The sequence below is a fragment of the Hallella colorans genome, from assembly GCF_003096815.1.
In the GTDB taxonomy this organism is placed as follows: domain Bacteria; phylum Bacteroidota; class Bacteroidia; order Bacteroidales; family Bacteroidaceae; genus Prevotella; species Prevotella colorans.
The window spans coordinates 105,414-119,958 of record NZ_QENY01000004.1 but is presented as its reverse complement, the minus strand read 5'-3'; the positions used below and the strand labels follow the sequence as shown (position 1 = coordinate 119,958).

At 53.4% G+C, this 14,545-nt stretch carries 10 protein-coding genes and 1 pseudogene; 6 read left to right on the top strand and 5 right to left on the bottom strand.

The genetic code is table 11. The features are described 5' to 3' along the window. Nucleotides 1–578: 578 nt before the first annotated feature. Both C7379_RS03280 and C7379_RS03275 read left to right on the top strand, forming a co-directional pair. Nucleotides 579–2,864 carry a leucine-rich repeat domain-containing protein gene (locus C7379_RS03280; protein ID WP_116615996.1) on the top strand — a complete coding sequence of 762 codons (2,286 nt, stop codon included), beginning with the start codon at nt 579–581 and terminating at the stop codon, nt 2,862–2,864. A 6-nt stretch (nt 2,865–2,870) separates the two neighbouring features. Next, nucleotides 2,871–3,089, top strand: a complete 219-nt coding sequence (locus tag C7379_RS03275; protein ID WP_116615995.1) for a serine/threonine protein kinase — start codon at nt 2,871–2,873, stop codon at nt 3,087–3,089. Nucleotides 3,090–3,208: 119 nt separating this feature from the next. On the opposite strand, the gene C7379_RS12665 is transcribed toward C7379_RS03275, so the two are convergent. Next, nucleotides 3,209–3,298, bottom strand: a complete 90-nt coding sequence (locus C7379_RS12665; RefSeq protein ID WP_165815010.1) for a smalltalk protein — start codon at nt 3,296–3,298, stop codon at nt 3,209–3,211. Between the two features lie 149 nt (nt 3,299–3,447). Further along, nucleotides 3,448–3,954, bottom strand: coding sequence for an HU family DNA-binding protein (locus C7379_RS03270; protein ID WP_116615994.1), 507 nt, complete (start codon nt 3,952–3,954; stop codon nt 3,448–3,450). 807 nt (nt 3,955–4,761) lie between these two features. Here C7379_RS03270 and C7379_RS03265 point away from each other — a divergent pair. After that, nucleotides 4,762–5,139 carry a hypothetical protein gene (locus tag C7379_RS03265; protein ID WP_133241863.1) on the top strand — a complete coding sequence of 126 codons (378 nt, stop codon included), beginning with the start codon at nt 4,762–4,764 and terminating at the stop codon, nt 5,137–5,139. An 11-nt stretch (nt 5,140–5,150) separates the two neighbouring features. Next, a complete protein-coding gene (locus C7379_RS03260) occupies nt 5,151–5,579 on the top strand; it encodes a D-Ala-D-Ala carboxypeptidase family metallohydrolase (protein WP_116615992.1) in 429 nt (142 codons plus the stop codon). A gap of 15 nt (nt 5,580–5,594) precedes the next feature. On the opposite strand, the gene C7379_RS03255 is transcribed toward C7379_RS03260, so the two are convergent. Then, complete coding sequence (locus C7379_RS03255; RefSeq protein WP_116615991.1) at nt 5,595–6,047, bottom strand: hypothetical protein; 453 nt, start codon at nt 6,045–6,047, stop codon at nt 5,595–5,597. A gap of 170 nt (nt 6,048–6,217) precedes the next feature. Between C7379_RS03255 and C7379_RS03250 the strand changes: the two genes are divergently transcribed. Further along, entirely contained in the window at nt 6,218–7,645 is a 1,428-nt protein-coding gene (locus C7379_RS03250) for a YihY/virulence factor BrkB family protein (protein WP_116616045.1), read from the top strand. A gap of 24 nt (nt 7,646–7,669) precedes the next feature. Here the strand turns inward: C7379_RS03250 and C7379_RS03245 are convergent, their stop codons facing one another. Continuing rightward, nucleotides 7,670–8,890 (bottom strand): efflux RND transporter periplasmic adaptor subunit, encoded by a 1,221-nt coding sequence (locus tag C7379_RS03245; RefSeq protein WP_116616044.1) that lies wholly within the window; start codon nt 8,888–8,890, stop codon nt 7,670–7,672. Nucleotides 8,891–8,982: 92 nt separating this feature from the next. Further along, nucleotides 8,983–13,347, bottom strand: coding sequence for a CusA/CzcA family heavy metal efflux RND transporter (locus C7379_RS03240; protein WP_116615990.1), 4,365 nt, complete (start codon nt 13,345–13,347; stop codon nt 8,983–8,985). Between the two features lie 192 nt (nt 13,348–13,539). Here C7379_RS03240 and C7379_RS03235 point away from each other — a divergent pair. Then, nucleotides 13,540–14,130, top strand: a pseudogene (locus C7379_RS03235) (IS5 family transposase); the annotation flags it as partial. Nucleotides 14,131–14,545: the final 415 nt, after the last annotated feature.

Sequence of the window (14,545 nt, the reverse complement as noted above, 5' to 3'; positions counted from 1 at the left end):
GTGGTCTTACTTCGTCTGGGGTCGAACCCACAATGTCGTGAGTAGAGTTGTTGTTTTTCTTTTGATGGCCCCGATTGGCCAGCGCGGCTGCTATTCACAATTCACAATTTTCATTCCACATTTTATAATTTTTAGTTCATATACAAAAGGTCATTTGGGTGCTCTTGGCTAAGGTGACAATCTCTACTTTAACTATACTTCGTGTCTCGATTTCTAAGATTTTAGGGTAAATATTTTAGTTTCTCTAAAAAAGTATCCTTAAAAAGTTGTTAGTAATAATAATTCTGTCTACCTTTGCAAAAATTTATAACAATCAATGTTTCAGCACATGGGCAGCAGTACCTTTCACCCCATCGTTGCATTTTTACGTTATAAACGCAAGAATGAGGAGGCAATCACGTTAACATGCGTTATTACCCCCCCGATTATTGTATTATATTAACACTCTCTTCTCTCTTGCTTGCCTTTCTTGCAAAGGTAAGACTACTTATTAGTGCATGGTTTCACAGGCAGCCGTGCACCTTGGCCGTATACGCCTGTCGCACACAAGAAATTTACAAAATCCATAAACTTTTCCAATGATGAAACAAATTTACTTACTTAAAACAAAACGACGCGGCATCTTCCTCGCCTTGCTGTTACTCATGGCTCTGCCAATGGCGGCACAAACGGCTGGCAATAAATTCAAGGTCGATGGTCTGAATTACATTGTGCTGGATGCAGCGAAACTAACCCTCAAGGTATTGCCCGAAACAAATTACAAGCAATATACCGACACTGAAGGAGATGCGTACTCGGCCTATAATGGTACACTGAGTGGAATTTTAGATCTCACCAAGCCCGTCTCCTATAATGGTAAAAACTGGAAGGTGACCGAAATTGGCAAAAGGGCTTTCCAGTTAGAAAACATCACGGAGGTGAAACTTCCTGATGGCATGACAAGAATTGGATACAAAGCGTTTTACAAGACAGCCTCTTTAACTACAATCAAATTCCCGTCATCTCTGACAGTCATTGAAACAAGTGCTTTCTCTGCGAGTGGCTTGACCGGCACAGTCACATTCCCCGACAACACGTTTATAGGTGCCAATGCTTTTCAGTCATGCGTCAAAATAACGAGTCTGGACATTACAAAAGTGCAATACCTGGGATCTGGGTGTTTTAGGAATTGCTCTGGATTGAGTAAGGTAACAGTTCCATTATCTGCAAAGATTGGGCAAAAACTCGCCGCGACATTGAGTGACTATAAACTAACTGGTAGTGCCAATGAAACATCAGGTGAGTATGCCTTTGCCGATTGCTATAATCTGACAGAAGCAACCATCGAGAGCGGCATAGCCACAGTCCCTAATCACATGTTCGCATATTGTGGCGAATTGAAAACCGTCACTGTCCCCACCTCGGTAAAAAGCATAGGAGGTGGTGCCTTTAGACAATGCTTCAGTCTCAGCTCCATTGACATGCCGGAAGTGAATAGTATAGGGAAAGAGGCCTTTTGGGGCTGTTTCAATTTAAAAGGCGACTTGGTTCTTTCCAATAAAGTAAAAAATTTAGGAGACCTGGCCTTTGGATACACCAGTCTCACCGGGGTAAAATGGGAAGGTGCCGCCGGCTGTACGATAGGCAATAATGTTTTTACGGGCTGTCACTTCCTGGAATATGTAGACCTGCAAACACTGACAAACCCAACGGTAGCGAATAATCGATTGAATCGGCATACAGGAACTGCGATTGATAATCTTGCAGGTGGATTGCTGTCGCGCACCATCGTTTATCTTCCCCAGGGAGTGACCTTCACCTTCAAGGATGGAGAGGACGTGAACTTCGTTAAAAGCGATGGAACCTGCACCAAACTGAGCGTGCAGGATGGCGCCGACTACGAGTTCCCTGTTGGATTCACGGCAACCACGGCTGTCTATAACAAATGGGAAGTATTTTTATGGGATGATGAAGTTCTGATAGGTGAATTTAACAACGAAAATACATATACTGGTGTTAATTATTCCTGCGATGAATATGATTATGACAACAATATAGCGCCTCTCATAACCTACCGCGACTTCTCGGGCATCAAGGCTGGCAAGAACTGCTTCACCATGTTGCTGCCCTACGCGATAAAAAAGCGGCCCAGTGGCATCCGTGCCTACAAGCTGAACTACAAAGGCACCTATACAACACCCGTTCAGGGAGGAGCAGGAGCCGAATACAAGGAATATTACTTGTTCACTTCGATTCCTGATGAAAGCGAGCTTGAAGCCAACAAGCCCTACCTGCTACGCGTTGTAGATGGAAAAGAGCACAGTTCTAAGGATTTTGGCGCTGCTAACGTAGAGATTGCGGCGTCGGGCAGTACCAAGGTAAATGATGATGGCACTGAAGTCACTCAAACGCCTTCAACCTCCGCTTTGCGCAACGTCAATGCTGGCACGCTCAAGCCACAAGGCTTCTCTCCCATGAATGATCAGGGCTACAACTTCGTGGGTGGCACCGAGCGTCTTAACAACCAATTGGCAGTCAGTCTCCATACGTGGCTGCTGAACACAGACTGGATGAATATTGACGTGTGGAGACAAGTGAAAAGTGGATCTAGACCCGTTTTTCCTGGCTCTGATTTGCAGCAAGAACCAGCGACAGCGGCGCCGTTCCGTGGTTACATCCAAGTAATTAACAATGCACCGGGCGGAGCCAAGCGCTTCGTCATCCTCCGGGAAGATGAGACAACGGGGATAGACAATTTGCAGCAAGGCAAACCACTGACTGGCGCACAGCGCATCTATACACTCGACGGACGCTACGTAGGCACCAGCTTCGACACTCTGCCCAGCGGCATCTATGTAATCAAAGGAAAGAAAATAGCAAAATAACGCAAGATGAAAACAGAGAACATGAACAGTAAGACATACACGAGTGGCAAGCGCACTTACATCAAACCCTATATCGACATCATCAAGATGGACACAAGCTATGGCATGATGGAAGACTTGAGCATACCCGAAGACCCCAACACCCCAGCCATTGGCGACGGCAACGCCAAGCGTTTTGAGATGGACGACAACATGTGGGACGACAATTTCGAGGGTAAAAAATAAGCGACGTTTGACAATATAAAATTTGACAATTATCAATTAACAATTGCCGTTCGGCACGTCTCATGCGTACCGAACGGCTTTGTTATAATTGTGAATTGATAATTGTGATTTAAAAATCATTACGCGTTGATACCAAGCGTGGTGGCTATGGCCGTGAGCACGCTGATGAGTATCTGGATAATGATTTTCCACGTGGGTTTGTTTTTCATGGTATTGATATTAAAAGGTTGGAATGAAGGGCGGCCTCGCCGTATGTGATGGGTTGGCCGCCGTGTTTGCTCACTGTCGCGAGAGTTGTCAGCGGGGCATTGGCCTGATTTGGCCGGCCCACGCGTGAGCTCCCGTTCGGGGCTGCCTATTAGGCAGGTTTGGCGGTTGTGGTGTCGCTGTTGTTGCCGGGTTTGGCGTCAGGTTTGGCGCAGGTGTTGTTCCTACTCATAGGAGCCTCCTTGGCAGTAGCTCCTTGCAGGAGAGGTTTCACATAAAACCCGGTACGGTTGCCAGCCTCGTTCACGCCAGTGACATTGAATGTACGCATGGGTGTGTAGACAATGTGGTAGCCTGATATGTTGCTGCTGTCAAACTTGTCGAAACTCTCGGCAGGTCTGGTGGTCATGCCCACGCGAAACGAGCCGATGCCGTCGAGGGTAACCTTCTGCGAGTTGAGCAGGTGGTTGCGCATGAACACGGCAGTCTCTGCCAGTACGGCCAGCACGTCGGCATAGGTCACGGTGGTGGCGTGGGCTATCTCGTCGGCCAGTTCCTTGGTGGAAATCTCGTCCAAGATGACGGCACGGCCATACCATTTGCCACGGTTTTTACTTTTCTCTCGGTTGTCTTGTACTTTACGATAACGAATTGACATAATGTTTTTCCTTTCTTTGTTTTAAGGGTTAAACTTGTTTTTCATGGGTCTCACAGCATTTCTTGAAGCTTCGTTTGTGTCTGTTTGACGTTGCAAAGATACGGCCATCGTCTTGCGCTTCAAAACGTCTTAGCCCTCCACATAGGCCACCTTCTTGGCCATCAAGCGTGTCGATCAGAAATTGTCAAACCTCTATGGGCAGGCTGTTTCCGCCGATGAAAATAGCTGACAAAAGGTAGCTCAAAATTCGTGTATTCTTGAGCGAGCGCCCCTTGGCTCGCAAATACGCCCAAAATGAGACATTGTGGCAATCGGCTGAGTGTGAGGATATTACGAGCGTGGCTAAATTATTTTTGATAAAATTCGATTTGCAAAGCTCGCCATTGAGTATTTATCGCGCCTTGTTTAAGCACTTTTCACGGCGCCATCAAGACCCAATCGGCTCGTAATTGGGCCTGATACGCCGTGCCAATAGGTGCCAATGGCACAGCGCTCATGTGGCGCGTGCCAAGCGAGCGTCTTTTTTTTAGTTGAAATTCGTGTTTTTCGCATCTGCAAGCAACGTGTTGGAGGGTCTGTTTTTTGGTTTGTTTTTTTTACATCTTGAACGACCCGCGCGGGTAGTTCAAGATGAGTGTCGGACAAGTTTGACGTGGAAATTACATTTCACAGTTTTTCTAACTAATCTTAAACGCTTAATGTTTTTTTGGAGTTAAACACGCTTCGTCCTAACTTTGCCCACACCAAAAAGAGGCGCCCTATGACAAAAGGAATGGCGCTCGCAACTAAAAAAATATCACGATGAACATGGAAAAAACTAAAAACACAATTTGCGCGCCCCCCATAAACGCCGCCGCGTCGCCCATGGCGCGCATCTTGTCAGACGTGCGTTGGCTTATGGCCCAGCCACGTGGCTCACTCGTTTGGATGGGCACGCAGCGCGACTTGGTCGAGATGGTTAACATAGCGTGGATGCAGCGCGCCGTCATCGACTCGCAAGGCCGCCCATGCACTCGCAAGGCGATGGCCGACAGGATTTTCTCTGTCGTTGGCCGGCCCACCCCCAACCATATAGCCCGCATCGTGTCGCGCATAGGCGAGCGGTGCTCTCCAGATTTATCCATGCTCGCCCGATACGCCCGATTGGCAGGCGAGCGCGACATTATACATCACTTTATAAAATAATCAAGAATATCATGACAGATCAACAAAGAAAACATCTATCCGAGCATTTCACGCTCTACGAGATGGTACGCTCGGGCATGGCCATCGAGCGCGACATTGACAACATGCCCAATCTTAAGCAGGAGCAGTCGCTCCGTCTCTTGGCCCAAAACGTGCTGGAGCCCCTTCGCCGCCAGTTTGGGCCGATCGTAATCTCGAGCGGTTTTCGCACGCCGAGGCTCAACCTCATGGTGGGTGGCGTGTCCGGGTCGCAGCACACCAAGGGCGAGGCCGCCGACATTGTCCTGCCCGACGCCGATACGGGGCGCCGCATGTACGCCTTCGTGAAGGCCCGCGTCGACTTCGACCAGCTCATCTGGGAGCCCATAGGCGCATCCGTGCCTCGTTGGCTTCACGTGAGCTACACCGTGCGACACAAAAACAGGCGCATGGCTCTTTGAGCCGCGCGCCTGCCGTCACCATTCCACCGCGTTAACGTTTTTCAAGCCCATGTGCAAGGCCGCCACTCTTTCGTAGTCTATAAATCTCACTCGCGACGCTATGGCCTTGTATGTGTCTGAGTGGGCCTTGTCCTCAAACTCTCGCTTGCGACTTTTGTCCGCGACTATATTGAAAGAGGCGTTGAAATCTTGCAGTTCGTTGAACTTGTACAATGAGTTCTTAAAGTCGGTGGTGTGTTCCACCTCAAAAAAATCGGCTGGCATCATGCGTTCGTTAAACCACACCACGTCTATAGTCCTGGCTTTTCTCAACAGCCGCTCGTAAGTAAATGGGGGCATGTCGGTGTCGTCGGCCACGTCGCCCAACCTTTTGTCTATGAAGAGACGGTTCTTATCTTGTGCCGGCACGTAGGTGGTTTTCTTCCTGAGCTTGCCTATTTCCACCAACAAGCCTTGGTAATTTTTCATTGCGCCGCGACATTCCTCTCGCCACGAAAAACCCGCGAACGGCATTTTTCACCTTGATATTCTTGCGTAAAAGCGAAAAAGATGATACATTTGCCAAGCGGCCATGATGGCGCGCGGGGCGAAAGGTATTTGCCCACGAAAAGAATACCCCCACTAAAGACATTGACGTGATGACAGGCAAGCAAGCTCCACAAACAGACCAAGTGACAGATAATAAGGGCACCGACGTGAGCGGGCGGGTTTCCCGAGGCAAGCGCACGCTGTCCGCCAACCAGATAATCTTTTTTTTCAAGCGAGGCATTTGGCAGAGAGGCACCGTGTCGTTTCGGCAAGATCCTTGGGTGTACATGGCCCAACGGCTCTACATGGTGTTCAAGGGGCTGTTTGTGGAGAACCATTGGGGCTACGCGGCCCAGCTCACCTTTAACACCATGATGGCTATCGTGCCTGTGTTCGCCGTGATTTTTGCCGTGGGGCGTGGCTTCGGCTTCGAGGATTACATCTCCGAGTGGGTGCGCCGCATGTTCGCCAGCCAGCCATACGTGGCCGACGCCATCATCCGATTGGTGGGCCAGTACATCAAGTACACCCACCAAGGCGTGGTTATCGGCGTGAGCTTGGTGTTCATGCTCTATAGCGTCATCTCGCTGTTCAACAATGTGGAGAGTGTCTTCAACGGCATCTGGGCGGTCAAGAAAGAGCGATCGTGGGGAAAGGCGGCGTTCGACTATGTGTCTATCATCTTTCTCGTGCCGTTGGTCATCATCTTGTTCTCAGGCCTGAGTGTGTTTTTTTATAGCGTGCTTGGCCGTCTGCCCGACTTCCAATTGCTCACGCCGCTGTTTCGCGGCATCATCGGTTTCGTGGTGCCCTTGGCTGTGCTGACGCTGTTTTTCACCTTGTTTTACACCTTCGTGCCCAATACCAAGGTGCGACCCTCTATGGTGTGGTTTCCTGCGTTGTTGGCCGGTTTGAGCTTTATCGGGCTGCAAACGGTCTACATCCATTTCCAAGTGGTGTTTACGAGCTACAGCCTTATTTATGGGTCGCTGGCCGCCTTGCCGCTGCTCATGCTGTGGATGCAGATGTCATGGTTTATCTGCATCGGCTTTGCCGAGCTTGGTCGAGCCAACCAAGAGCTCACCGACGGCCATCTCGTGGAAGACCGCGAGGACAGCCTTTTGGAGCGTTTGGGCAAGGCCTCCATGGTGCTGAGCCACCTGTGCCATCGGCAGCGGCTTGGCTATGGGCCTTGCGACGCCGACCATTTGCTCTCGGCCACCCATTACAGCTACGCCCAGTTGACGCGTGCCCTGCGCGCGCTCGTCGACGCTCGCCTTGTGGCCCACACGCACAGAGACGATGGCACTGACGTGTACACCCTCAATCGCGACGCCTCCGACCTTGGCATGGGCGTGGCCGTCAGCGCGCTGTTGGGCCGTCGCACCCACGATGAAGGGCGTGATAGTGATGCGCGCCCATCGCGCGAGGTGCGCCGACAGCTCGACGCCATGCTCTCTGAGTATATCGACGCGCTCAATGGTGTCAAAGTGTTGCGGCTGGCCGAAGAGGTTCGCGACTGGCGCGCGCGGGATTAAGCCTCCGCCAGCCAGTCACGTGGGTCAGTGGTCGTGTTCGCCGGCGTTCACCAATTTGGCGTTGATGAAGTAAGCCCCCCGTGTGGCTATGCGCGCGTTGGCTGGCAAGTCGGCAACGGGCGTGACGGCGCAGTAGCCAGCCTCGGTGGTGCCTCGTATCACCTCCACTTTCTTGAAGGTGGTCGCGCCACGCTTGCCACTGTTTGTGCTTGCCGCCCCCTTGACCACGAACACGTAGTCGCGGCCACTGTCCTCCACGACGGCGGTTGTGGGTACGGCCGGCGTCGTGGCTCGCGTGAGGCTCACTATGCCCGTCACGTTCATGCCGTCTATCAGCCCCTGCTTGTTACCTTTCACCCTGCAGTGCACCGCCACTGTCTTGCTCTGGCCCGAGAATGACGAGCCTATGCTGTACACTGTGGCGTCGTACTCGTCGACGGGGTTGTTCGTGATGGTGAAATGCACTGTCTGGCCTATCCTCACCTTGGGCAGGTCTCGCTCGAAGATTTGCAGGTCCAAATGCAGTGATGAGTTGTCTACCATGTCCATGACCGGTTTTGATGGGTCTATGTAGCTGCCCACGGTGGCGTACACGTTGCTCACTGTGCCACTGATGGGCGCCCTCACGACGAGGGTGGTGCGCATATTGGCGTTGGTGAGCGTGGCAGGGGCTATGCCCATGAGCCTCACCTGTTTTTCCAAGGCCGCTCGCTCGGCCCGCAGCACGCGCAGCTCGGCGAGGGCCTGTTGCAAGTTTCTGCCCGTTCCGGCGTCACTTTCTCTCAGCGTCTTTTGCCTTTTCAACTCCTGCTCGGCCATTGCCAGTTTGCCCTTGATGGCCAAGAGGTCTTTTTGCTGCTCCACAAACTCGGGGTTTGATACCGTGGCCACCACCTGCCCGCGGCTCACGTGGTCGCCCACCTGCACCAGCAGGCTTTTCACCACGCCACTGTACAGCGTGCTGGCGCTGGCCTTGTTGGTGTTGGGCACCATGAGTTGGCCGTTGGCCTTGAGCGTGGCCGTCAGCTCTTTTCGCTCCATGTTGCCTGTCGTCACGCCAGCAGCGCTCATTTGCTCGGGGGTGAGTGTGGCCTCCGTGCCATGCCCCTCGTGGCTGGGCGCCGTCTCGCGGGTGCTCTCGATCTCGTTTTCCTCTCTCGGCGCCTTGTTCTTGAACGCCATCACGGTCAGGCCTATGGCTAACGCCGCCAGCAGGCCCCACTTGGTCTTTGTGTATTTTCTCATTGTCTTTTTGGGTATTTCAAATATTTTGCGTGTTGCCATTTCTTTTTGTTCGTCTTGCGTCGCTTTTTGCTCTCGGTCGGCCCCGGCGCCCGTCACTTGCCCATGAGGGCCAGCGTGTCTATGAGTGCCGCGTCCACCTCCTTGACGCTCGTGAGCAGTTCTATCCGTGTGTCGGTGACCGCCTGTATGGCGTACAGGTACTCCACGTATCCTGTCTCTCCCGCTTGGTATCCCGCCTTTGCGGCCTTGAGCATGCGCTCTGCCGTGGGCATGGCCTCGTTGGTGTAGTACGCGTATTTTGCCAAGGCCGTGGCGTACCTTCGCTTAGCATTCGCGAGGTCGGCGTCAAGCTGTCTTTGCCTTTGCCGAGCCTCTGTCTCCTCCGCCTCCTTTTCTCTCTCCAAGGCTCTCCTGCGGGCTTTGGAGGCTCCTGTTGGCAACGGTATGGCCAGACCCAAGCTCACGAAATGATACCTCTGGCTGGTTCCCACGTACTGTTCCACGCCGTTGATGGTCTGCATTCCGGCCAACGATTGGTTGGTGTATCCCACGGTAAACTCAGGCATGGTGTTGGCTTTCTCCATGTTTATGCCCAGCTTGGCTACCTCCGCCTCGTTTCTTGATATCTCCACGTAGGGGTGGCTCGGCGCGCTGACGGTGTCGGTGTCAAGGTCGGCGGTAGTCATGGGGCGGTAGCGCCCTTGTTGCGCTATGTCGAAACGGCCCTCTATCCCGGCGATGGCTCGAAGCGTCTCCATGGCGGCGGCGTAATCGTCATCGTTCTCTTTGGCGCGCAAGGCTATCTCGCCCCGCTTGGCGCATGCCGCGTCTATGTCTGTTCGCTTGGTGTCTCCGGCGCCGAATCGCAGTCGCGCCACGCGCTCAAAGTCGGCGTACAAGCTGTCCAAGCGTTCCAATTGTATTTTTCTTTGTCGCAGGTACAAGGCCTGGCAAAAGGCCGTTCGTGTGCCTCGTCTCAGCTCCACGGTCTCGAGCCGTTCCTGCGTGCGCTTGGCTTGCGTCTGTGCTTGGTACAACTTTCGTCTGGCCGCGAACACGGTGGGGAACGGTATGCTTTGCGTCGCGGACACGCTGTAATCCTTGTTGACGCTGCTATACTGCCCATATTGCGCTCCGATGTCCAGCTTGGGCATGTCGGCCGCGGTAGCCTCGGCCAGTCTCGCGGCCTCGGCTCGCAGTCTTGCGGCACGCGCGGTGCCGTTGTTCTTGATGGCCATCTCCGTGAGTTCGCCTATGGTGTAGGCCCGAGTGGAGTTTTGTGCCATGGCCGGGACTGCCGTGGCTACGAGCGCCATGACCACGAGCGCCGTCCGTCCGGGCGTTCTCACCACCCATGCTCGGCGCTTGGCGTAAACCGCGAGGTATAGCAGTGGCAGCACGAACAGCGTGAGTAGGGTTGACGAAACCAGCCCTCCTATCACCACCGTGGCCAACGGTCGTTGCACCTCCGCTCCCGCCCCTTGGCTCAAGGCCATGGGCAGGAATCCGAGACTGGCCACCGTGGCTGTCATGAGCACAGGTCTCAGGCGTGTCTTGGTACCCTCCATGATTTGCCTAAGTGGGTTGGATATGCCCTCGGCCCTCATCTGGTTGAACGTGCCGATGAGCACCACGCCGTTGAGCACGGCCACCCCGAAGAGCGCGATGAAGCCCACACCCGCGCTTATGCTGAACGGCATGCCGCACAGCGCGAGGGCCGCCACGCCGCCGATGGCCGCCATAGGTATGGCCGTGAAGATGATGGTGCCCTGCTTGGCTGACCTGAAGGCAATGTACAACAGCACGAAGATGATGACCAGCGCCAGCGGCACGGCCACGGCGAGCCGCTCGTTGGCCGCCCGCATGTTCTCAAACTGTCCGCCGTAGGTGAAGTAATAGCCTGATGGCAATTTCACCTGTTGGTTCAGCCGGGCTTGTATGTCGCGCACGACGCGGCTCACGTCGCGTCCGCTCACGTTGAAGCCCACCACAATACGTCGGCTTCCATTCTCACGGCTCACTTGCGCCGGCCCCATGCGATAGGCCACGTCGGCCACTTGCGACAGTGGCACCAGCCCCACCGGCGTGGGCAATACCATGCCTGCCACGTCGTCTATGCTGCCACGGTGCGTGCTGTCGAGGCGGGCCACCAAGTCGAACCGTCGCTCGTTCTCAAACACCACGCCCGCGCTCTTCCCCGCGAAGGCCATTGACAGCACGTCGTTGGCGTCGCTGATGTCTATGCCGTAGTTGGCCATTCGAGCATGGTCGTAGGTCACGTTTATTTGTGGCAGGCCCACGGTTTGCTCCACCTGTGGCTCCGTGACGCCGTCCACCGACCTTATGGCGCGAGCCACCCGCTTGGCGTACTCGGCCAGCGTGTCCGGGTTCTCGCCGAATATCTTGACGGCCACGTCTTGCCTTACGCCCGTCATAAGCTCATTGAATCGCATCTGTATGGGCTGGTTTTTCTCGAAAAACACGCCCGGGATGTCCTCCAGTCGTTTCTCTATGTCGTTGGCCAGCTCATCGTACGTGCGCCCGCTCTTCCATTGGTCGCGCGGCTTGAGTATGATCATCAGGTCGGTGGCCTCGGGTGGCATGGGGTCGGTGGGCACCTCGGCAGATCCCGTCTTGCCCACTACCATCCGTACCTCATCAAATGACCGGATGACGCGCTCGGCCTGCATGCTGGTCTCCATGCTCTGTTTCAGCGACGCTCCTTGGGGCAATATGCAGTGGAAGGCGTAGTCGCCCTCTTGCAACTGTGGAATGAACTCGCCGCCCATGCGGGCGAAGGTGAACAGCGCCATGGCCAGGAGTGCCACGGCCGCGCCTACCACCCACAGCCTGAACCGTATGGCTCGCGCGAGAAGTGGTTGGTGGAATCGAGCCAGCCGGTCCATCAAGCGGTCCGCGAGCGTGCGCCCGGGCTTGTGTGCCCTTGGCAGGAAGGCTGCGCTCATCATGGGTATGTACGTCATGCTGAGCACGAGCGCGCCAATGATGGCGAAGCTCACGGTTTGCGCCATGGGTCGGAACATTTTGCCCTCCACGCCCACGAGCGTCAGTATGGGAATGTAGACCATGAGGATGATAATCTCACCGAAGACGGCTCCGCGCAACATCGACGAGGCAGACCTGAGCACCTCTTGGTCCATCTGCTTGCGTGTGAGTCTCGTCCCGGCGGCGGTGGCGGCGAGATGGCACATGGTGGCTTCCACGACAATCACGGAACCATCTACGATAATACCGAAGTCTATGGCCCCGAGACTCATCAGGTTGGCGCTCACCCCGAAGAGATTCATCATGCCGAGGGCGAAAAGCAGGGACAGCGGTATGGCCGACGCCACGATGAGACCACCCCTGATGTTGCCCAGAAAGAGCGTTAGCACGAAAATGACGATAAGCGCGCCCTCCACGAGATTGGTCTCGACGGTGTTGATGGCTCGCCCCACAAGGTCCGAGCGGTCGAGGTATGGCTCTATGGTCACATCGTCTGGCAGCGACCGTTGGATGGTGGGCAGCTTGGCCTTGACTCGTTTCACCACCTCGTTGCTGTTCTGGCCCTTGAGCATCATCACGATACCGCCCACGGCATCCACCTCACCATTGTAGGTGAGCGCTCCGTATCGCACGGCGTGGCCTATGCGCACGTCGGCCACATCGTTGATGGTCACGGGTGTGCCTTGCTCGCTTCTCACGCGTATGCGGCGTATGTCGTCCAGCGATTGCACCCGCCCTATGCCACGTATGAAGTATGCGTTGGGACCCTTGTCTATGTAGGCGCCGCCTGTGTTCTCGTTGTTGCGCTGCAGGGCGTCGAATATGTCGGTAATGGACACGCCCATGGCGCGCAGCCTGTTGGGGTCTACAGCCACCTCGTATTGTTTCAGCTCTCCGCCGAAGCTGTTCACCTCGGCCACGCCTGGCGTGCCGTAGAGCTGCCGCGCCACTATCCAGTCTTGCATCTCGCGCAGGTCTTTGGACGAGTATTTGCGCTCGCTGCCGGGCTTGGGGTGTATGATGTATTGGTACACCTCGCCCAAGCCGGTGCTCACGGGAGCCATCTCGGGCGTGCCCAGTCCCTGCGGTATTTTCTCCTCGGCCTCCTTGAGCCGCTCGCTTACGATCTGGCGCGCGAAGTACACGTCCACGTCCTCGTCGAAGACCGCCGTGACCACGGACAGCCCGAAGCGCGAAATGCTTCGCGTGTGCTGCAGTCCGGGCAGCGTGGCTATGGCCTGCTCTATGGGCGCCGTGATCAGTTGCTCCACCTCTTGGGTGGCCAGCGTGGGCGACGACGTGATGATTTGCACTTGGTTGTCGGTGATGTCGGGCACCGCGTCAATGGGAAGCCGCAGCGCGCTCCACACGCCCCACGCCACCAAGGCGACGGTCATGATCGCCACGAGGAGCTTGTTGCGTATGCTGAATGAGATGATTTTGTCGAGCATGTCTTGTTTTTTTGAATGCAAAATTACGCCTTTCCCAGTGCAACCGGGTTGCAAACATGTGGCGTGGCTCATTTTTTTGACTTGTCCGTGCTCTACGCGTTATCTCGCCGCGCTTGATGCGCCAATATTTTGAGACCTCTGCAAAACTCTTTACTTTCTTTTCCCATATCAAATATTTTTGTACCTTTATGGAGCGACGGAGAAGTTGAAGATCAGGTTAACGACCGCCTGTCTTTTAGTCGCTTTGCAGGTCTTGGCATGGAAGATATTGTTCCTGATAGTACTACTGTATGTCGTTTCCGCAATATCTTAGTTGAGGCAGATTTATACGATATGCTCCTTGATGAGTTCAACAGGCAATTAGAAGCTAAAGGTATCATTGTAAAGCGTGGTGCCATTGTTGATGCCAGCATTACGAATACTCCCCGTCGCCCCCGTGGACGTAAGAGCTATGAAGTCGTTGAGGATAGAAAAGAGGGTGAGAACATAGAGGCTTCGGAGAAAGCGATGCTCAAAGAAGTTGTCAAGCCTAACGTAGATACAGAAGCTCGTTGGGTAAAGAAGATGGGAAAGCTCCACTTCGGTTACAAGCGTCACACGGTAACGGATGAAAACGGAATGGTGCTTGCCGAGGAAACGACAGCAGCCAATGAAAGTGATATTAAACACTTAGAAACACCCCTGAAGAAAGCTAAATTGCCACGGAAAGCACTTGTCTATGCCGATAAAGGATATAATTCGACGGAGAACAAAGGAACCCTCAAACGTATCTTGAATAAAGCTGCAAGTGGGTATCTTCACTTTGTTTGATGGATATAACAAAATAAAAGGCCATAAGCTCTTGTAATGGCTTTATGTAGTTATAGACAAAACTTTTATATTTCAATAGATTTCCTAACATAACTTTGCTTTTAGAAGGTTCCAAGAGTGTCAAAAACTCCCTAATATCCTCGGAACTCTTGCTGAACTCAAAGAAAAAACAAGGATGAAAAATAACCCCAAAGGCTACATTATTGGTACCTTGAGAGGAAAACTACAAGATTTATTCAAAAATTAATACCTAATAGCTGTTTCTTTAAATATAATTTCTTATTTTTACAGTATAAGAAAATCTCTATCTATTACAGAAATGATGGGAAACAGAGAATGTCCATATTGCCACAAGAATATCTCTATAAGCAGATGTTCTCATTACTTT